The organism is Streptosporangium amethystogenes (genome assembly GCF_000721075.1).
GTDB classification, from domain to species: domain Bacteria; phylum Actinomycetota; class Actinomycetes; order Streptosporangiales; family Streptosporangiaceae; genus Streptosporangium; species Streptosporangium amethystogenes.
The window spans coordinates 205676-224478 of sequence record NZ_JOEQ01000003.1; the positions used below are offsets into that span (position 1 = coordinate 205676).

General features: G+C 70.3%; 18 protein-coding genes. 4 read left to right on the plus strand and 14 right to left on the minus strand.

Features of this window, described 5'->3' with window-relative positions; all coding sequences use genetic code 11:
* The first annotated feature begins 1 nt into the window (after position 1).
* From IG98_RS0104195 to IG98_RS44465, 3 genes are read left to right on the plus strand one after another with little or no spacing between them, the layout of a single operon-like run.
* Positions 2–1288, plus strand: coding sequence for an aminotransferase class V-fold PLP-dependent enzyme (locus IG98_RS0104195; RefSeq protein ID WP_037969355.1), 1287 nt, complete (start codon positions 2–4; stop codon positions 1286–1288).
* A 17-nt stretch (positions 1289–1305) separates the two neighbouring features.
* Positions 1306–2487 (plus strand): NADH-quinone oxidoreductase subunit D, encoded by a 1182-nt coding sequence (locus tag IG98_RS0104200; RefSeq protein ID WP_030905669.1) that lies wholly within the window; start codon positions 1306–1308, stop codon positions 2485–2487.
* A gap of 17 nt (positions 2488–2504) precedes the next feature.
* Positions 2505–3671, plus strand: a complete 1167-nt coding sequence (locus tag IG98_RS44465) for an acyltransferase family protein (RefSeq protein WP_084195119.1) — start codon at positions 2505–2507, stop codon at positions 3669–3671.
* 9 nt (positions 3672–3680) lie between these two features.
* On the opposite strand, the gene IG98_RS0104210 is transcribed toward IG98_RS44465, so the two are convergent.
* The 11 genes from IG98_RS0104210 to dacB all read right to left on the minus strand — a co-directional run bounded on the left by IG98_RS0104210 (position 3681) and on the right by dacB (position 13802).
* Positions 3681–4133: a DUF3180 domain-containing protein gene (locus IG98_RS0104210; RefSeq protein WP_030905676.1), complete on the minus strand. Its 453-nt coding sequence runs from the start codon at positions 4131–4133 to the stop codon at positions 3681–3683.
* Complete coding sequence (gene folK / locus IG98_RS0104215) at positions 4130–4627, minus strand: 2-amino-4-hydroxy-6-hydroxymethyldihydropteridine diphosphokinase (RefSeq protein ID WP_030905678.1); 498 nt, start codon at positions 4625–4627, stop codon at positions 4130–4132. The genes IG98_RS0104210 and folK overlap by 4 nt, the downstream gene beginning before the upstream one ends.
* Positions 4624–4986: a dihydroneopterin aldolase gene (gene folB, locus IG98_RS0104220; RefSeq protein WP_030905681.1), complete on the minus strand. Its 363-nt coding sequence runs from the start codon at positions 4984–4986 to the stop codon at positions 4624–4626. Before folB ends, folK begins: the two co-directional genes overlap by 4 nt.
* Before the next feature lie 185 nt (positions 4987–5171).
* On the minus strand, positions 5172–5612 hold the full coding sequence (locus IG98_RS0104225) for a nuclear transport factor 2 family protein (RefSeq protein ID WP_030905684.1): 441 nt from the start codon (positions 5610–5612) through the stop codon (positions 5172–5174).
* Positions 5609–6460: a dihydropteroate synthase gene (gene folP, locus IG98_RS0104230; RefSeq protein ID WP_030905687.1), complete on the minus strand. Its 852-nt coding sequence runs from the start codon at positions 6458–6460 to the stop codon at positions 5609–5611. Before folP ends, IG98_RS0104225 begins: the two co-directional genes overlap by 4 nt.
* Before the next feature lie 302 nt (positions 6461–6762).
* Positions 6763–7344, minus strand: coding sequence for a GTP cyclohydrolase I FolE (gene folE / locus IG98_RS0104235; protein WP_030905691.1), 582 nt, complete (start codon positions 7342–7344; stop codon positions 6763–6765).
* Between the two features lie 2 nt (positions 7345–7346).
* Entirely contained in the window at positions 7347–9356 is a 2010-nt protein-coding gene (gene ftsH / locus IG98_RS0104240) for an ATP-dependent zinc metalloprotease FtsH (protein WP_030905694.1), read from the minus strand.
* A 279-nt stretch (positions 9357–9635) separates the two neighbouring features.
* Entirely contained in the window at positions 9636–10193 is a 558-nt protein-coding gene (gene hpt / locus IG98_RS0104245; protein WP_211263872.1) for a hypoxanthine phosphoribosyltransferase, read from the minus strand.
* 13 nt (positions 10194–10206) lie between these two features.
* On the minus strand, positions 10207–11220 hold the full coding sequence (tilS, locus tag IG98_RS0104250; RefSeq protein ID WP_030905700.1) for a tRNA lysidine(34) synthetase TilS: 1014 nt from the start codon (positions 11218–11220) through the stop codon (positions 10207–10209).
* 77 nt (positions 11221–11297) lie between these two features.
* On the minus strand, positions 11298–12392 hold the full coding sequence (locus IG98_RS0104255) for a zinc-dependent metalloprotease (RefSeq protein WP_211263879.1): 1095 nt from the start codon (positions 12390–12392) through the stop codon (positions 11298–11300).
* 51 nt (positions 12393–12443) lie between these two features.
* Positions 12444–13802, minus strand: a complete 1359-nt coding sequence (gene dacB, locus IG98_RS0104260; RefSeq protein ID WP_245651390.1) for a D-alanyl-D-alanine carboxypeptidase/D-alanyl-D-alanine endopeptidase — start codon at positions 13800–13802, stop codon at positions 12444–12446.
* A gap of 121 nt (positions 13803–13923) precedes the next feature.
* On the opposite strand from dacB, the gene IG98_RS0104265 reads away from it, so the two are divergent.
* On the plus strand, positions 13924–14421 hold the full coding sequence (locus IG98_RS0104265; RefSeq protein ID WP_030905709.1) for an inorganic diphosphatase: 498 nt from the start codon (positions 13924–13926) through the stop codon (positions 14419–14421).
* 35 nt (positions 14422–14456) lie between these two features.
* On the opposite strand, the gene IG98_RS53090 is transcribed toward IG98_RS0104265, so the two are convergent.
* The 3 genes from IG98_RS53090 to IG98_RS0104280 form a co-directional block, all read right to left on the minus strand.
* Positions 14457–15746 carry a C40 family peptidase gene (locus tag IG98_RS53090; RefSeq protein ID WP_030905712.1) on the minus strand — a complete coding sequence of 430 codons (1290 nt, stop codon included), beginning with the start codon at positions 15744–15746 and terminating at the stop codon, positions 14457–14459.
* A gap of 219 nt (positions 15747–15965) precedes the next feature.
* Complete coding sequence (locus IG98_RS0104275) at positions 15966–17771, minus strand: RNA polymerase sigma factor (protein ID WP_169750062.1); 1806 nt, start codon at positions 17769–17771, stop codon at positions 15966–15968.
* Between the two features lie 184 nt (positions 17772–17955).
* Positions 17956–18774, minus strand: coding sequence for a hypothetical protein (locus IG98_RS0104280; RefSeq protein ID WP_030905717.1), 819 nt, complete (start codon positions 18772–18774; stop codon positions 17956–17958).
* Between the last annotated feature and the right edge of the window lie 29 nt (positions 18775–18803).

An 18803-nucleotide genomic window follows, 5' to 3' on the forward strand; every position in this document is an offset into this window, starting at 1 on the left:
ACTGACGACCCTCACCGCCGACGCAGCCGACGCTGCCACCCCCGCGACCCGTACGTCCGACGACCGGCCGATCCCCGGCGTGCTCGGCTCCGACCTGGAGGTTCCGGTCAGGGGCGGCAGGCTCGTCCGTTACGCCAACCTCGACTACGCCGCGAGCGCCCCCTGTCTGGAGCCGGTGAGCGCCGCCGTCGCCGCCGCGCTCCCGGCGTACTCCAGCGTCCACCGAGGCGCCGGATACGCGTCCCAGCTGACCACGGCCCGCTACGAGCAGGCCCGGCAGACGGTACGCGCCTTCGTCGGCGCCCGCACCGACGACTCGGTGATCTTCACCAGGAACACCACGGACGCGACCAACCTGCTGGCCCGCAGCCTGCCCGAGGGCACCACCGCCGTGGTCTTCGACACCGAGCACCACGCCTCGCTGCTGCCCTGGGAGCGTGCCCTGCGGCTGCCGGTCCCCGCCTTCCCCGGCGAGGCGGTCCGCGCCGCCGACGAGGCCCTGGCCTCGATCGAAGGTCCCAAGCTGCTGGTCGTGACCGCCGCCTCCAACGTCACCGGGGAGCTCTGGCCGATCGCCGCGCTGGCCCACATCGCCCACCGCCACGGCGCCCGCGTCCTCGTCGACGCCGCACAGCTCGTCCCGCACCGCCGCCTCAACCTGACCGCGCTCGACCTGGACTACGTGGTCTTCTCCGGTCACAAGCTCTACGCTCCGTTCGGTGTCGGCGCGCTGATCGGCCGTTCCGACTGGCTGGCCGACGCCGAGCCGTACCTGCGGGGCGGCGGTGCGGTGAAGGCGGTGAACGACGACGGGACCGAGTGGCACGACGACCCCGAGGCCCGCCACGAGGCCGGGACCCCGAACGTCCTGGGTGCCGTCGCGCTGGCCGCGGCCTGCGACGCGCTGACCGCCACCGGCTGGACCCCGCTGGTCCGCGAGGAGGAGCGCCTCCTCGACCGGCTGCGCGCGGGCCTCGCCTCCGTCCCCGGCGTGCAGGAGCTGTCCCTGTGGGGTCCCGACCACCCGCGCGTCGGCATCGTCTCCTTCGTGGTGAACGGCTTCACCGCCCGCGAGGTCGCCGAGACCCTGTCCGGCGACCACGGCATCGGCGTCCGGGACGGCAAGTTCTGCGCCCACCCCTTCGTACGGCACCTGCTGGACGCCAAGGACGGCGGCTGCGACGACCCCACCGCCTCCGCGGTACGCGCCTCCATCGGCATCGGCACCACCTCCGAACACGTCGACCGGCTGATCGCCGCCCTGCGGGATCTTGCCTCGCGCGGCTGACGTGACAGCATGGACATATGACTGAGCCTCGCCGTGAGCTGAACGTGGGGATGGGCGCGGGGGCCGCCGCCGTGCGGGAGGCGCACGGCAAGGAGCTCGCGACCGAGGACATGATCCTCAACATCGGGCCGCAGCATCCGTCCACGCACGGCGTGCTGCGGCTGCGGCTCACCCTGGACGGGGAGCGGATCAGCTCGGCCGAGCCGATCGTGGGCTACATGCACCGGGGCGCGGAGAAGCTGTTCGAGGTGCGTGACTACCGGCAGATCATCGTGCTGGCCAACCGGCACGACTGGCTGTCGGCGTTCGCCAACGAGCTGGGCGTCGTCCTCGCGGTGGAGCGGATGCTCGGCATGGAGGTGCCGGTCAGGGCGGTCTGGACCCGCACGCTGATGGCCGAGCTCAACCGGGTGCTCAACCACCTGATGTTCCTCGGCTCCTACCCGCTGGAACTCGGTGCGATCACCCCGTTGTTCTACGCGTTCCGGGAACGCGAGACCCTCCAGGCCGTGATGGAGGAGATCGCCGGCGGCCGGATGCACTACATGTTCAACCGGGTCGGCGGCCTCAAGGAGGAACTGCCCGAGGGGTGGCTGGGCCGGGTCACGACGGCCGTGGCCGACGTGCGGCGACGGCTGCCCGACATCGAGAACCTGATCTCCGGAAACGAGATCTTCCTCGCCCGTACCCGCGGGGTGGGCGTGCTGGACCGCGAGACGGTCATGCAGTACGGCGTGAGCGGCCCGATCGCCCGTGCCTCCGGCGTCGACCTCGACCTGCGCAGGGACGAGCCCTACCTCGCCTACGGCGAGCTGCCGGTGAAGGTGGTCACCCGATCCGCCGGAGACTGCCACGCCAGGTTCGAGGTGCTGCTGGAGCAGGTGAAGGTCTCCCTGGACCTGGCGGACGCCTGTGTGCGGCGGCTCCGCGAACTACCCCAGGGGCCGATCAACCAGCGCCTGCCCAAGGTGCTGAAGGTCCCCGAGGGCCACACCTACGCCTGGACGGAGAACCCGCTCGGCCTCAACGGCTACTACCTGGTCTCGCGCGGGGAGAAGACACCGTGGCGGATGAAGCTCCGGTCCGCCTCCTTCAACAACGTCCAGGTGCTGCGCGAGATGCTCCCCGGCAACCTGGTCTCCGACATGGTCGCCATCCTGGGCTCGATGTTCTTCGTCGTCGGCGACATCGACAAATGAGGCACGGTCCGGAGGACATGATCGAACCAGGCGAGGACCAGGAGAAGGCGCCCCCTCCGACGACACCTGCGTCCCCCGCCGATCCCGGCGACTCTCCGGCCGCCGGCAGGCCACCGCGGGACCGGTACGTCGACTGGTTGCGCGCGTTCAGCCTGCTCGTCGTGGTGGTCTGGCACTGGGCTTTCACGATCCTCCAGTGGGGACCGGACGGCCCATCGCCGACGAGCCCGCTGGGCTTCACCTCGGGGCTGTGGATCCTGACCTGGCTGCTGCAGGTGTTGCCGCTCTTCTTCTACGTGGGCGGGTACGTCCACCTCCTGTCCTGGAACCGCGCCTGCGAAGGCGGGATGGGCATCGGCACCTTCGTGTGGCGGCGCATCCGCGGCCTCGCGATCCCGACGCTGGCGCTGGCCGGAACCTGGATCGTGCTGGGCTCGGCCGTGACCTGGGCATTCGGGATCAGGTGGATGGACCGGGTGGTCCTGCTCGTCATCAGCCCGCTCTGGTTCATCGGTGTCTACCTCACGCTGATCGCCCTGCTCCCGGTCGCGCTCTGGCTGCACCGGCGCTTCGACGTGCTGATCCTGATCTGGCTGGCCGGGGCGGCACTCGTCGTCGACGTGCTGCGGCTGCGCTACGGGTACGAGGCCGTGGGCTGGCTCAACATGATCATTGTCTGGGGGCTGGCCCACCAGGCCGGGTTCTTCTACGCGAGGGTGGTGGCGCTTCCCCGCCGCTTCGACGTCGCCATCCTGTGGACCGGGCTGTTCGCGCTCTTCGGCCTGGTCTACTCGGACATCTACCCGGGGTCGATGGTCGGCGTGCCCGGCGACAAGCTGTCCAACATGGCGCCGCCCACCTTCGTCATCGTGGCATTGCTGATCTTCCAGATCGGCCTGGTGGAGGTGCTGCGGCCGGCCATGGAGCGCCTGCTCGACCACCCCAGATGGCAGCGCGTGAACGAGACGGTCAACCGGTTCGCGCTCCCGCTCTTCCTGTTCCACACGACCGGCATGGCCATCTGGGTGGCGCTGACCTGGTGGCTGGCGGGCAGCGGGCCGGGCAGCCGGGTCCGGCCCGACCTGCTCTGGTGGCTGGAACGCCCCCTGGCCGTCGCCGGGCCGCTGCTGTGCACCCTCCCGGTCATCATGCTCTTCGGCCGGAAGTGGGCCAGGGGTCGCTGAGACGTCCCCTCAGCGGTCGTCGTCGGAGGAGTCCTTGGGCACCTTGCAGCAGTGCTCCAGGTACAGGGCCGCGCAGACCAGCAGCACGCACACCAGCATCGACCCGCCGGTGATGAAGAAGTCCTGACGGGGCACCCTCTGGTCGAGCAGTTCTGCGGTGTAGAGGGTGAATCCGGCGAAGAGCCCCGCGAAGAACACCCCGGCGTACGCGGAGGCCTTGGCCAGGGCCGCCAGCCGGGCCACCGCCAGGGCGTCGACGGGCTTGGTGTCGGGTCTGCGCTCGATCCTGGCCTTCGTCATCCACCCGCTGTACGCCTCGCCGATCGCCAGCACGAGCACCGTCGGGATCGCCGTCCACGGCACGGTCGGCAGGGACACGTAGAGCGGCTTGAGCAGCGCCCAGGTGAGGATGGTGACCACGACGAAGAGCCCGACGAGGATGCCGGGTCGGCTGGGCCTCACCCGGCCCCCTGCAGGACCAGCTCGGGACGGGGGCGAACGTAGTCCTGGTCGAGACCGGCCAGCAGATCGGCCACCCGACGCCCGGACAGGACCGCGTCCGGATCGGCCCGCACCCACGGGACCAGTACGAACGCCCGCTCGTGCGCCCTGGGATGCGGCAGGGTCAGGTCTGGGTCGTCCATCACGACGTCTCCCACGGTGATCAGATCGACGTCCAGGGTGCGCGCTCCCCAGCGCTCCACCCGGACCCGGCCGAAGGCGTTCTCCACACCTTGAGCACGATCGAGGAGGGCCCGGGGTTCCAGCGCGCTCTCGGCGATCACCACCGCGTTGAGGTAGGCGCCCTGCTCCGGTCCGCCGACCGGGTCGGTCTCGTAGACCGGCGACACCGCGACGAGCGTGAGCCCCGGCTCGGCGAGGAGGGCGTCCAGCCCGCCCCGCAGGGTGCCGAAGCGGTCGCCCAGGTTGCTGCCGAGCGCCAGGACCGCCCTCATACCCGGCCCCGGGTGATCGTCACGATCACGTCGTCGAACGGCAGCGGGATCGGCGCGGCGGGCTTGTGCACGCTCACCTCCGCCGCCCGGACGAGCTCGCGGGCCAGGCAGACATCGGCCAGGCGCTGGGCCAGGGTCTCGATCAGCTCGACCGGCTCGCCCGCCACGACCCTCGCCAGATCCTCGGCGAGCTCACCGTAGTGGACCGTCCTGTCGAGGTCGTCGCGGGCCGCCGCGGGCGCCGTGTCGAGGAAGAGCGTGACGTCGACGACGAACTCCTGGCCGAGCTCCCGCTCCGCCGCCAGCACGCCGTGCCGCCCGTGCACCCGCAGCCCCTTCAGGCTGATCCGGTCCGCCACCTGGCCCGACGGCAGGCCGTACACCGCACCTGCCGGATCCCCCAGTGGGTCCTGGAGTGGATCGCCGATCAGGTCCGCGACGTCGTCGTTGATCCGCAGGGGCCGTTGGTCGTGGGATCTGTCACCGACCCTTACCTCGGCCACCCGGAAACCGTTCCCGTCGGGCCGTCCGCCGGTGCGCTCGCTCACGCCACCTCCTCTTCCTCTTCGTCGTCGTCACCCTGCAGCACGGGCGAGCCGTGGTGCAGCCAGAGCCGCCACCCCGCGGACGTGCGCACGAAGGTGTTGCTCGCCACCACCTTGCCCGCGGCGAAGCTGGAATCACCCTCGTCCCCCGCGGTGAGGATGTTCTCCTCACAGGTGAGGATGGCGACGTCACCCAGGACCATGACGCGGACGTCGGTCAGCACGAACTGGATGTAGGGCGTGTTGGCCATGATGAGCGCCCATGAGCGCAGCACCTCCTGACGGCCGTTCACGATCGGCCACCCGGGGTGTACACAGCTCACCTGCTCGCCATCGATGTCCTCGGCCCAGATCTCGGTCATCTTGTCGAGGTCGGCGTCCTCGATGGCGGTGTAGAACGCCTGGTTGACCGTCTCGACGGCGGTGGTGTCGACGCTCATGGTCTCGCTCTCTGAACTGCGGCAGCCACACGGACGGCGTCCGCGTTCGGGCGGACATCGTGCACGCGCACGCACCAGGCCCCCGCCTGGGCGACGAGGGCGGTCACGGCGAGCGTGGCGTCGTCACTGCGACTGAAAGGACGTGGCGTGCCGTCCGGGGCGGCCAGTAGGCGACCCAGGAACCGTTTCCGTGAGGCCCCGACGAGCAGCGGATAGCCCAGCTCGGCGAGCCTGTCGAGGCCCGCGATCAGAGCCCAGTTGTGGTCGGGGTTCTTGGAGAAGCCCAACCCCGGGTCGAGCACGATCTGTTCCTCCGCCACCCCCTCGGCCAGCACGGACTCGACCCGCTTGGTGAGCTCCTGGCAGACCTCGGTCACCACGTCGCCGTACACGGCTCTGTCCTGCATGGCGTGACTGTGCCCCCGCCAGTGCATCACCACGTACGGCACGCCGGCGGCGGCCACGACCCTGGGCATCGCCGGGTCGGCCAGCCCACCGCTGACGTCGTTGACCAGTTTCGCCCCGGCCTCCACCGCCACCTGGGCGACCTCGGCCCGCATGGTGTCGACGCTGACGGCGACCCCCGCGCGGCTCAGCTCCCTGATGACCGGCTCGATCCTGGCCACTTCCTCCTCCAGCGGCACCCGCGCGGCGCCCGGCCTGGTGGACTCGCCCCCCACATCGACGATGTCGGCCCCCTGCTCGACCAACTCCAGGCCGTGACGCACGGCCTCCGCGGGGTCGAACCATCGGCCGCCGTCGGAGAAGGAGTCGGGAGTCACGTTGACCACGCCCATCACGAGACACCGGCCCACGTCCGGCAGCCCGGGCACACTCCACGTAGTCATGCGGACAAGCCTAGGCGTTGCGTACCGTCCGCCCGTCTCGCGGGTCCGGCTTGTGCCACCACGAATCCGTACACCCGTCACGGAGCGGACGGCCTTTGGTCGGGGCGTCCGGCCTGCATGCGTCCTCCTCCTGGGGGACCCTGGGGCGTGTCCACCGCGATCCGAAGATCACAGAGCACCCGGTCCTGCCGGGTATGGCGATATTAGCCGGATCAAGGTCAGCTTGGGGGATTTCTCTGGGCGACAACGCGGAACCCCGTCCGGATCTGATCCGGACGGGGTTCCGCGGCTGCTCTGCGAGATCAGCGGATGATCAGGGCCATCGCCTCGGCGCGGGTCCTGTCGCTGTTACGGAAGTCCCCGCGCACCGCCGAGGTGATCGTCTTGGCGCCGGGCTTGCGGACACCTCGCATGGTCATGCAGAGGTGCTCACACTCGATCACGACGATGACCCCGCGCGGCTCCAGCACCCCCATGAGCGCGTCGGCGATCTGGGAGGTCATCCGCTCCTGCACCTGGGGGCGCCTGGCATAGACGTCGACCAGGCGGGCGAGCTTGGACAGGCCGGTGACCTGCCCCTTCTCGTTGGGGATGTAGCCGACGTGGGCCACACCGTGGAACGGCACGAGGTGGTGCTCGCAGGTCGAGTAGACCTCGATGTCGCGAACCAGCACCATCTCGTCGTGGTCGACGTCGAAGACCGTGGTCAGCACGTCCTCGGGGGTCTGCCCCAGGCCGGCGAACTGCTCCGCGTAGGCACGGGCGACCCGGGCCGGGGTGTCCCGGAGACCGTCGCGGTCGGGATCCTCACCGATGGCGATGAGGATCTCGCGAACCGCGCTCTCCAGCCGGACCGCGTCGACCTGAAGCGGCTTGACACCCACGCTCAGTTCCCGTCCCTCTGCACGGGGTCGGGCTGGCCCGAACCGTTGGGAAGGACGCCGTTACCCTCGGTCACCTGCTCACCGGGAGGGAGCGAGCCGTTGCCGGACTGCTCCTTGCGGGACAGGATCGGCGGGCGGTTGGAGGGCAGCCGCTTGCCGTAGCCGGAGTAGGAGGGCCTCTTCTCCTTGACGACGACCGGGGCGAAGATCTGCAGAACCTGCTCGCGGGAGAGGGTCTCCTTCTCCATCAGCTCCAGCACCAGGTTGTCGAGCACGTCGCGGTATTCGACGAGGATCTCCCAGGCCTGGTCGTGGCCCGACTCGATGAGGCGGCGGACCTCCTCGTCGATCGTGGAGGCGATCTTCTCGGAGTAGTCGCGCTCGTGGCCCATCTCACGGCCGAGGAAGACCTCGGCGTTGCCACTGCCGAACTTACGGGCGCCGAGCTGCTCGCTCATGCCGTACTCGGTGACCATGCGGCGGGCGATGGAGGTCGCCTTCTCGATGTCGTTGGAGGCACCGGTGGTGGGCTCGTGGAAGACGAGCTCCTCCGCCGTGCGGCCGCCGAGCAGCATCGCGAGCTGGTCCAGCATCTCCGAGCGGGTCGCCAGGAACTTGTCCTCCATCGGCAGCGTCATCGTGTAACCGAGGGCGCGTCCGCGGGACAGGATCGTGATCTTGTGGACCGGGTCGGAGTTGGGCAGCGCGTGCGCGACCAGGGCGTGGCCGCCCTCGTGGTACGCGATGATCTTCTTTTCCTGGTCCGACATGACACGGGACTTGCGCTCCGGACCGGCCATCACGCGGTCGATGGACTCCTCAAGGAGCTCCATCGTGATCAGCTTCTGGTCGGCCCGCGCGGTGAGCAGCGCGGCCTCGTTGATCACGTTGGCCAGGTCGGCACCGGTGAAACCGGGCGTCCTGCGGGCGATGATGTCGAGGTCGACGCCCTCGGCGAACGGCTTGCCGCGACCGTGCACCTTGAGGATGCCCTTGCGGCCCTCCAGGTCGGGGCGGTCGACGGTGACCTGGCGGTCGAAACGGCCGGGACGCAGCAGCGCCGGGTCGAGGATGTCGGGCCGGTTGGTCGCGGCGATCAGGATCACGCCGCCCTTGACATCGAAGCCGTCCATCTCGACGAGGAGCTGGTTCAGCGTCTGCTCGCGCTCGTCGTGACCACCGCCGAGACCGGCGCCGCGGTGACGGCCCACCGCGTCGATCTCGTCGATGAAGATGATCGCCGGGGCGTTCGCCTTGGCCTGCTCGAACAGGTCGCGGACTCGCGAGGCGCCGACGCCGACGAACATCTCCACGAAGTCGGAACCGGAGATGGAGTAGAACGGCACCCCGGCCTCACCGGCGACGGCCCTGGCGAGCAGGGTCTTGCCGGTTCCCGGCGGGCCGTAGAGCAGCACACCCTTGGGGATCTTGGCGCCGATCGCCTGGAACTTGGCCGGGGCCTGCAGGAACTCCTTGATCTCCTGGAGTTCCTCGATGGCCTCGTCGGCACCCGCGACATCGGCGAAGGTGGTCTTCGGAGTGTCCTTGGTGATGAGTTTGGCCTTCGACTTGCCGAAGTTCATCACCCGGGAGCCGCCGCCCTGCATCTGGTTCATGATGAACAGGAAGATCAGCACGATGATGACGATCGGCAGGAAGCTCACCAGGAGGCTGAGGAGGAAGTTCTCCTTGGGCACGTCGACGGTGTAGCCCTTGTCGAGCTTCTTCGCCCCGACGGCGGTCTGGAGCTGGTCGGCGAGCTGAACGCCCTGACCGGTCACCCACGAGGAGTAGTAGCGCTTGCCGTCGGTCAGCGTGACCTCGATGCGCTGTTCCTTGTCGATGATCTTCGCGTTGGAGATCTTGCCCTCGTTGATCCAGCTGATGATCTGAGAGGTGTCTCTCTTCTCGAAGTTGCCGTCGCCGCCCCACATGGTGGTGACGAGAAGCAGCAGAACGACGATGCCCAGGATCCACAGCAGTGGCCCACGTGTAAATCGCTTGAGATCCATCCGATGCGGAACCCCGGCGGGCCCGTCCCTTCCTGACCAGAGCCTGGCAACCCCGGGCGGACCCGGGGTTCGCGGTATCCCTAACCGCTCCAACTGACTGTCCGAAAACGGCGGAGGCCACCTCTTCGGTCGTCCGAAGGTACACCGGCGTGGCGTGCGGGGTCACCGCGCGGACAGCACCGGCTTTCCCTACCAACGTACGTCAGGTAGGTCCGTGTTCCCCGCCGCTATGGGCAATGTCGCGTTTGTGAATGACACACTTCGCGCAGGGCGTACTTTTCACTCCGCTCCGTACACGTGCGGCGCGAGAGTTCCGATGAAGGGGAGGTTTCGGTAGCGCTCGGCGTAGTCGAGGCCGTAACCGATGACGAACTCGTTGGGAATGTCGAAACCGATGTACTTGACGTCGATCGGCACCTTGACCGCGTCCGGCTTGCGCAGCGCGGCGCAGATCTCCACCGAGGCGGGGTTGCGCGACTTCAGGTTGTGCACCAGCCACGACAGGGTCAGACCCGAGTCGATGATGTCCTCGACGACCAGCACGTGGCGGCCGGCGATGTCGGTGTCGAGATCCTTGAGCACCCGCACGACGCCCGACGACCTGGTGCCCGCTCCGTAGGACGACACCGCCATCCAGTCCATCTGCACCGGCACGTGCAGTGCCCGCGCCAGGTCCGCCATCACCATGACCGCGCCCTTGAGCACGCCCACGATCAGCAGATCCCGGCCCACGTAGTCCTCGTCTATCCGGCTCGCGAGCTCCTTGATCTTGGCCTGGAGCTCTTCCTCGGGAATGAGGACCTTCGAGAGGTCCTTGCCCATGTCGGCTGCGTCCACCTGGGATTTTTCCTTACGAAACGGGGCTGACTGACTGTCTGGCGAGTATCAGGGTGTCATACCGGCGGATCGCCCCCACCCCCCCGGGCACCTCTATCCGCCGCTGTCCCCGCCACTGGGTGACCAGACGGTCCACCTGCAGGATGTGCGAGGCCGCGAGGGTACCGGGCGGTGCCCCCGCGTCGATCGCCGCTCTCCGCAGCACCCTGCGACGCACGGCCGCGGGAAGGCGTTCCAGGTCCCGTACGGCCATCGTCACCGGCCCGATATCGCTAAGAGCGCAATCTCGTACCGCGACGCGGGCGTAGACCTCGGCGGCCCAGGCGTCGAGCGCGTCGGCGTCGTCACGGCAGAGGTCGGCGGTCCTGGCCAGTGCCTCGGCGACGCCGGGGCCGAGCTCGTCCGCCAGGGCGGGGAGCAGCCGCTCACGGACCCGGACCCGGGCGTAGCGGGCGTCGAGGTTGTGCGGGTCGTCCCACGGGGACAGGCCGAGCGCCGCGCAGGCCGCCACCGTCGTCGCGCGGCCCAGCCCCAGCAGCGGCCGCCGGTAGATCCCGGTCCGCGCGGGCATCCCGGCCAGCGACCGGGTGCCGCTCCCCCTGGCCAGCCTGAGCAGCACGGTCTCCGCCTGGTCGTCCCTGGTGTGCCCGAGCAGCACCGCCGCCGCCCCGAGGCGCTCGGCGGCCTGCGACAGCGCCGCGTACCTGGCCTCTCTGGCCGCCGCCTCGGGGCCTCCCGAGGTGCCGACGGAGACCGCGAGCGCCTCGGCGAGATCGAGCCCCAGACCGGGCGCGAGCCGTACCACGTCGGCCGCGCGCTCCCCGGAGCCCGCCTGCAGGCCGTGGTCGACGGTCAGCAGGCCGGCCCGGAGCCCGGCCCTGGGCGCGGTGAAACCCAGCGCGGCGGCCAGGGCCAGGGAGTCGGCACCCCCGCTGCACGCGGCCAGCACCAACTCGCCCGGCTCCAGGTCGCCCAGCGCCTGCCGTACGGCACGGCGGACGTCGGCGACGGCGGGATGCGGACCCATGCTGGCCATTGTCCGGCCTCGGACAGGGGAGCGGCACCGCGCGAGGCCGCGCCGTCCCCCAGGTGTTCCCCCGGGCCCTAGCCGGAAGTGCCGCCGACCTCGGAGATGGCCGGGGCGTCGATCACCCTGGCGATCCACCGCTCGGGCTTGGAGATCTCTCCCTGGGTGGGAAGGGTCTCGGGTGAGGTCCAGACCTTGTTGAAGCCGTCGATGCCCACCTGGCCCACGACGGTATGGACGAAGGCCGATCCCTCGGCGTACTGCTTCATCTTGAGGTCGAGGCCGAGCAGCTTGCGGATCGTGCGGTCGAAGCGGGAACCGCCCTCGCGGCGGTGGTGGAACTTGGCCCGGATGTCGGCGACCGAGGGGACCACCGAGGGGCCGACCGCGTCCATGACGTAGTCGCCGTGCCCCTCGACCAGGGTCATCACCGCGGTGAGCCGGTCGAGGATCACCTTCTGCTCGGGCGTCTGGATCGCGTCGATCAGATTGCCCTCGCCACCCCGGATGACGTCCGTGAACGTGCCGGCGGCCGAACGGAGCCGATCCAGCAGGGCGGGCAGGTCGATGTCGGAGGCCAGCAGGAAGTCCGTCGTCTGCGTCCTGACGTACTCGCGCAGCCAGTGGACACCGGTGAACTGCACCCGGTGGGTCTCCTCGTGCAGGCAGACCCAGAGACGAAAGTCATCGGGGTTGACGTTGAGCTCGTGCTCGGCGTGGACGATGTTGGGTGCCACCAGGGTGAGGCGCCCCGTGGCCGCCTGGCCGGTCGGGTCCGGCGGCAGGAACAACTCGTACTGCCCGAGGACACGGGAGGCGAGGAAGGCCAGCACCGCGCCCACCTCGACCCCGGTGACCCGCGAGCCCATCGCACCCATGATCGCCGGCGCCTGGCTCGCGCGGGCGGCCATCCGCTCGGTGAGCGGCTCCAGCACCACCCGGAACCCGTCGATGTTGGCCTTGATCCAGCCGGGCCTGTCGACGATGGTCGCGGGCTGCGGCGCGGTCTCGGTGTCGATTCGGGTGAACTCGCGGACGTGCCCTTCGGCCTCGCGCGAGAGCCGCCGCAAATCGGCGACGGCCTGCCGGGCCTCCTCTCGGCTCACTTGCGGCCCGGGGCGCACCAGGCGCGTTCCGGTCGCTACGGCAAGATCCCAGTCGATCACCTGCATACCGTCCACCGTACGTGCTCCCTTCCCGGGCCGCGCACCCGGAACCCGTGATCAACTGGCGGCGACCGCCGCCGCGAGCCTGTCGAGGGCCGCCTCCGCCTTGCCCCAGCCGGGTGGCACGTCGTCCGCCATGAAGGCGAAGGTCACCAGGCGTCCGGCACGCGTGGTGGTCATACCCGCCAGCGTGTTGACCCCGTCCAGGGTGCCCGTCTTGGCACGGACGAGCCCGTAGGCGGAGCGCGTCTTGTCGAATCTGTGCCCGAGGGTGCCGCTGAAGCCGGCGACCGGCATGCCGCTGACGATCGGGTTCAGGCCGGGGTTGGCCGGGGAGGTCGCCACCGCGACCAGGCGGGCCAGGGCCTCGGGGGTGATCCGGTTCCTGGGGGACAGCCCGCTGCCGTCGAAGACCAGCACGCCCTTGCCGGCGTCGAGCCTGGCCAGCACCTTGCCGACGGCCCGAGCGCCGCCGTCGAAGGAGGCGGGCTCGCCCTCCTTGATCGCCACGTGCCTGGCCAGCGCCTCGGAGAGGTCGTTGTCGCTGAGCGTGAGTGCCCGCTCGACCAGGGCGTAGACCGGCGCGGACTCGACCCTGGCGATCTCCTGGGCACCGGCCGGTGCCGCAGACCGCCTGGCGGACTTGGAAACCGTGATGCCGTACTTCGACAGCAGCGACACGAACGCGCCGTGCGCCGCGCGGGAGGGGTCGGAGGTCCGCTGGCCGCCGCTGGAGACCCTGCCCTCGTCCACCATGAGCGCGGTGACGGGGGCCACGCTGCCCTCGGGCACGTAGCCGGGCTTCCACGACGCGGCGGTGCGCGGTCCCACGTAGAGGGAGTCGTCGTAGGCCACCGTCACCTTGGACGTCCCCGCCGCCTTGAGCGCCCTGGCGGTGCGCGAGGCGAGGGTGGCGAGCGAGGCGGGCCTGGGATAGACCTGGCTCGCCGCCGTTCTCGGGCTCGCCAGGGTGGGGTCGCCGCCGCCGACGAGGATGATCGAGCCCGGCGAGGAGCCCCGCACCACCCGAGTGCTCAACCTGGTGTCGGGCCCCAGAGAGGCCAGCGAGGCGACAGAGGTGACGACCTTGGTGGTGGAGGCGGGGGTGATGCCCTTGACCTCGTGGCTGCCGAACAGCACGGCGCCTGTCTCCACGTCGATGACCGCGGCCCCGACGCTTCCGCCAAGGGCGGGGTCCCCCAACGCCTCGGTCAACCGCCCTGCCAAAGTACCCTTGGCGGGGAGAGGTCCGTTCCCCCCCGCGGCCAGCACCGGACCCGCGGTGATGACCGGGACGGGGGGCGGCGCCGGCGCGACACGCTCGGACTCACCTTTGACCAGCGCACCGCTGGTGATCAGGTGTGCCCCGGCCGCGACGACGAAAATCTGCAGCAGGACGAGAGTGACCAAGGCCACCCACCGCTCACGCCGCATTACGTCGCCGACCTCTCATCATCGGTACCCAAAAGGCATAAAACGCCTACGAGACATTAACGCCCAACCGGGGGTGCCCGGGGGTCTGAGTGGAGGAAACGCGGTGGAGTTCGACGTTCTCGTTGAGATTCCCAAGGGGCAACGGAACAAGTACGAGGTGGACCACGAGTCAGGCCGCATCAGGCTCGACCGCATGCTCTTCACCTCCACGCAGTACCCCGCCGACTACGGCTTCATCGAAGACACGCTGGGCGAGGACGGTGATCCCCTCGACGCCCTGGTGCTGCTCCAGGAGCCGACCTTCCCCGGCTGCCTGATCAAGTGCCGCGCGGTCGGCATGTTCCGCATGACCGACGAGAAGGGCGGCGACGACAAGGTCCTCTGCGTCCCCGCCACCGACCCCCGGATGGAGCACATCCGCGACATCCACCACGTGCCGGAGTTCGACCGCCTGGAGATCCAGCACTTCTTCGAGGTCTACAAGGATCTGGAGCCCGGCAAGTCGGTCGAGGGCGCCAACTGGGTCGGCAGGGTGGAGGCCGAGGAGGAGATCGTCCGTTCCATCAAGCGCGCCCAGGACGAGGCCCCCGGCAAGCACTGAGCCGTCACGGGTGACGGCTCAGTGCCGCTGAGCCGTCACGCGGGACGGGTCGCGCCGACGAGGTCGCTGCGCCACATCGGCGCGACCCGGACCACGTCCCCCGTCTGCGGGGCGTGCACCATCAGCCCCCGGCCGACGTAGATCCCCACATGGTGGATGTCTCCGGGATTCCCCGTGGCCTGCCCGTAGAAGAGCAGGTCGCCCCGGCGGAGCTCGCTGAGCCGCACGTGCGGGCCCGAGGTCCACTGGGTGCCGGTCCAGTGGTCCATGACGATCCCGACCCGCTCCCAGGCCCGCATGGTCAGCCCCGAGCAGTCGTAGGCGGCCGGCCCGGCGGCCGCCCACACGTACGGCTTGTCGAGCTGGGTGAGCGCCCAGTCCGCGGCGATGTCACCCCTGGCCGACTCGGCGGTCACGTTGAGCGCCCAGCGCGACACGGGCTCTCCCGAGGCCACTCCCATCCGAGCCGCCTCGCGGCGCATCGCGGCCGCCTGGTATCGGGCGCGCTCGGCGTTCTCCCTGGCGATCCTGGCCTGCTCCAGAGCCACCTCGCGCTCCCTGGCGAGTTTCTCGGCCGTACTCCGCGCCTCGTCGGCCAGCCTCTCCAGCCGCGCCTGCTCCTCCTCGATCCGCCGGGTCTCGTCGACCTGTCTGGCGACGGCCTCCTCCGCGGCCTGCTTCGCCTCCTCGGCCTCAGCCTGCGCCTCCCGCTGCTCGGCGTACGCGTCCTCCGCCTGGGCCTGGAGGATGGCGAAGACCTCCTGGGACTCCCTCAGCTGCTTGAGCGTCTCGGCCTGTCCCCCACCCATGTGGGCCAGGATGCTGGCCCTGCGCAGGTAGCCGTCGTCCGTGGGCCCGCCGTTGCCGGTCATCATGGCCATCATGGGCTGGGCGATGTCCAGCCCGCCGTAGCTCTGGGTGGTGATCGCGGCCACCGCCTCACGGGCCTTGGCGACCTGGGAGCCGGCGGTCTTCGCCCGCTCGGCCGCCTGGACGGAGAGCTCCTTGGCGCGAGCCGTCTTGACGAGCTCCCCGTTGTACGACTCGACGAGCCTCTCCGCGGTGGTGACGAGCTCCTCCAGCCTGGCCCGTGCCTCGGCGACCAGGACCGTGGTCTCGCCGAGCCGCTCACCACGCTCGCGGGCCGTGGCCCGTGCCTCGGCGACCTCGTCGGCCGACGGACCCGTCACGCCGCCGGGCGCGGAATCGTCGGCCGGTCCCGACCTGCCCGGCACGGCGCCGGCGGGGAGCCCCTGCCCGGCGATCAGGCAGCAGGCCAGGCTCGCCACCGCGGCGGCATGGCGGCGCCGTCTGACTGAATGCATGCGTCTCCCCCCGGAGTCCCCCTTGAACACCGCTTGCCGCGGTCTCACCGCGGAACGCGGCGCGTCGCCGCGTGCCAGGCGGCCTACCTCAACATTCCCATTCGTCACTCTACGCACACATGACACTCACGCCGCGTAGTCATCGCCCGCCACAATACCGCCGCCCGTGAGGGGCTCCGGCCCGTACCGCCGAAGGGATGCCCGAAAGCGTCTCGACGCTCAGACGGCCGGCGCCCTGCCGCCAGGAGAGCGCCGTTCGACGAGGAGCGTGGCCGGCCCTTCATGTGGGGCGGAAGGCCCGGAGAAGGGGGGAGAGCCGGGCTGCGGGGGCGGAGCGGGATTCGATCCGGGGAACGCCGGCCGGGAGACGTCCGGGGACGGCCGCTGAGCGGCCCTCGGCCGGCCGAGGTCTCTCCGTGGCCCGGGACGCGGAGGTCTCAGGTCTCCCCGCGACGGCCCAAGGCCGGTGGACGGAGCCTGCGGATCGGCGAGCGGCGGCATCGGGCCGGCATACGGCGGCCGAGGATTCGCCCGCGGTGGCCGGGGGTCCGCCTGCGGGGGTCTCGGGGCATCCTGCGGGGGCCGTGGGGTCGCGCGGGGTGGCCTGTGCTCTCCTCGTGGGGGCCTCGGACCGCCCGGGTCCGTCGATCGACGTGTGTCACGGCAGGGGCGGAAAGGCCGATGTCCGTGGTGGTCGCGGTGCGGGGGGCGCCCGTCCGGCGCACCGGCCCCGGGAGCCCCTGGCAGCACCGGCCCGCCACCCGACGGTCCACCGGCTGAAGATCCGTCGGCCGAAGGTCTGTCGCCCGGCGGTGGGGGCGGGGTCTCCGCCGGGCGACGGGTCGGCGCCGGCACCGGCCGGTCGATCTTGGAGCCGGGCCCGGTGACGCCGACCGGCTCCGTCACTCCGAGCGAGCCGGTCCGTCCGACGGCCGTTTCCGCGCGGACGGGCTCCGGCATCGGCGACGCGTCCACCCGTCGACGCCCCCCTGACCGGCCGGACCCCTCGGACCCGTGGTACTCCCCCGTCCGCTGGTGCCCGTCCGGCCGCCGGACGGCCGGAGGCTCCGCCGACGCCGGGAACACCCCCGAGGCGGCACCGGGGCCGGTGTCTTCGGACCGGAGGGTGGTCTGGGTGAGGAGCAGGGCGAGCGCCGCCGACGCGGCGACCGCGGCCGCCGTACCGGCCATCACGTAGGAACGGCGACGGCCTCCGCGCGCCGTACCGGCGGGAAACCCGGCACCGTCGAGGGGACCGACCCGGTGGGCGACGTCGTGCCGGTAGGGGATCCGCGCGGGGTCGGTGAAGCAGTCCATCACCCGCGCGCGCAGCGTCGGCGGCGGCGCGACCGCCGGGAGCAGGTCGAAGACCTTGGCCGCGGAGACCTGCCTGACCCGGTGCGGGGCGCAGGTGTCGCACCGGTTCACGTGACGGATCACCCGCTCGCGCGTCCGCGCGGTGAGCTCGCCGGTGAAGCCGGTCAGCATGCGGGCTCGGCTCGCGCAGTCGTGGGGCCCCTTGCGGACGAGGACCTCCGCGGTGACGGCGTCGCGCAGCCGCTCCCTCGCCGATTCGTACCGCGCGGCCGCGACCCTGGCGGTGACGCCCAGGACCGCGGCGAGGTCGACGGGCCCGAATCCGTGCCGGCAACCCAGGTCGAGGACCTCCCGGTCCTCGGGTGACAGGCTCCGGGTGGCGTTCCACGCCATCATCCGCAGATCCGCCTCGCCGGCGCCCGCCGGAACGGGGACCCGCGGGTCAGGCTCCCCGGCGAGATCACGCCGTACGCACTCCCCCCGAGCGAGTGCGTACAGCCACGCCTCCAGCCGACGGGCGTCGGCGAGCGTGTGAATATGGGCCTCGGCCGCGATGAAGGTGTCAAGGCACGCCAGTTCCGCACCCGCCGAGACGCCGAGCATCGAATGGCAGTATCGGTAGACGCTTTCCGCATACGAGTCGTAGAGACGGGAAAGAGCCGCAGGTTCCCTCGCACGCAGCGCTTCGACCAGGACACCGTCAGTCATACAACCGAAGGTAAACAGGCGGCGACTGTAAGTTCCAGCCATTTCCCCATGGTGACTCCAACTGTCTCCACGGGGTCAACACATCCGGTTAATAACCCCTCGCACCCATAATCATAAATATTGAAGAATAGTCATTTATCCAGATTAATCGCACTTATCGGTATGGTGCGGAGGGGATTCCCGATCACGGGTGGGCGGCGCTCGCGAGCGGGGCCTGCCTGCCCCGGTCCTTGGCGAACGGGGGCATCTTCGGCTTGACCGTGTGCAGGGGCAGCGCGCCGCCGAGGGCGAGCTGCTCGAAGGGGCGGCTGCTCGATCCCCAGGTGCGCGCGGTCACCTCGGCGGAGGCGATGTCGCGGGTGTTCTGGACACTCTTGATCTGCAGGATGAACCGGCGGTTCTCACCCGCCTGGAGGTTGTCCACGAACGTGCTCCCACCGCCGAGCAGCTTGCCCCGCTTGTCGCGCAGCAGCGCGGTGACGGCCAGACTGCGGGTCGGCATCACGTACGGGGTGCCGACGTAGCCGGTGACGAGATAGTTGCCGTCGGCGGTGCGGTCGGTCAGCACGCCGCGGACCGGGAAGGGCTGGAAGGCCGAGACGATCCGGCCGGCCAGGTGCCAGCGTGCCGGGCGGTACGCGATGCTCACGTCGGCGGGCTTGTCCTGGGTCACCACCTGGCCCGTGAAGGGCAGGGTTCCGGCGGGAGGCACCGCGTCCAGCGGCTGTTCCAGCCGGACCACCTCCTTGCCCGCGGCGTTCTTGGCCACCACGGTGGCCACGATGTGCTCGCCGAAGTGCCACGGGTTGGTGTTGGCCAGCACTCCTGCCCAGTTCACCACATATCCATCGTCACCCTTGATGATGGACGAGGCCTGCTCCCTGACCGCGATCGGCTGGAGCGCGGCGGCCCGCTTCTTCTCCGCCTCCTCCTCGGTGCATCCGGCACTTCCGATGAGGAGAAGGAGGGCGAGGGCGCCGACGATTCGGGTGCTGTGCGTCACCTAGCCGTGATAACCGGTGGCGACACCTC

What these genes read in the sequence shown, in the direction of transcription:
- IG98_RS44465 (WP_084195119.1), top strand. Translation starts at nt 2,505, where the DNA reads ATGATCGAACCAGGCGAGGACCAGGAGAAGGCGCCCCCTCCGACGACA.
- folP (WP_030905687.1), bottom strand. Translation starts at nt 6,460, where the DNA reads ATGACTACGTGGAGTGTGCCCGGGCTGCCGGACGTGGGCCGGTGTCTC.
- folK (WP_030905678.1), bottom strand. Translation starts at nt 4,627, where the DNA reads ATGAGGGCGGTCCTGGCGCTCGGCAGCAACCTGGGCGACCGCTTCGGC.
- IG98_RS0104200 (WP_030905669.1), top strand. Translation starts at nt 1,306, where the DNA reads ATGACTGAGCCTCGCCGTGAGCTGAACGTGGGGATGGGCGCGGGGGCC.
- IG98_RS53090 (WP_030905712.1), bottom strand. Translation starts at nt 15,746, where the DNA reads ATGCATTCAGTCAGACGGCGCCGCCATGCCGCCGCGGTGGCGAGCCTG.
- IG98_RS0104225 (WP_030905684.1), bottom strand. Translation starts at nt 5,612, where the DNA reads ATGAGCGTCGACACCACCGCCGTCGAGACGGTCAACCAGGCGTTCTAC.
- IG98_RS0104275 (WP_169750062.1), bottom strand. Translation starts at nt 17,771, where the DNA reads ATGACTGACGGTGTCCTGGTCGAAGCGCTGCGTGCGAGGGAACCTGCG.
- IG98_RS0104255 (WP_211263879.1), bottom strand. Translation starts at nt 12,392, where the DNA reads ATGCAGGTGATCGACTGGGATCTTGCCGTAGCGACCGGAACGCGCCTG.
- tilS (WP_030905700.1), bottom strand. Translation starts at nt 11,220, where the DNA reads ATGGGTCCGCATCCCGCCGTCGCCGACGTCCGCCGTGCCGTACGGCAG.
- ftsH (WP_030905694.1), bottom strand. Translation starts at nt 9,356, where the DNA reads ATGGATCTCAAGCGATTTACACGTGGGCCACTGCTGTGGATCCTGGGC.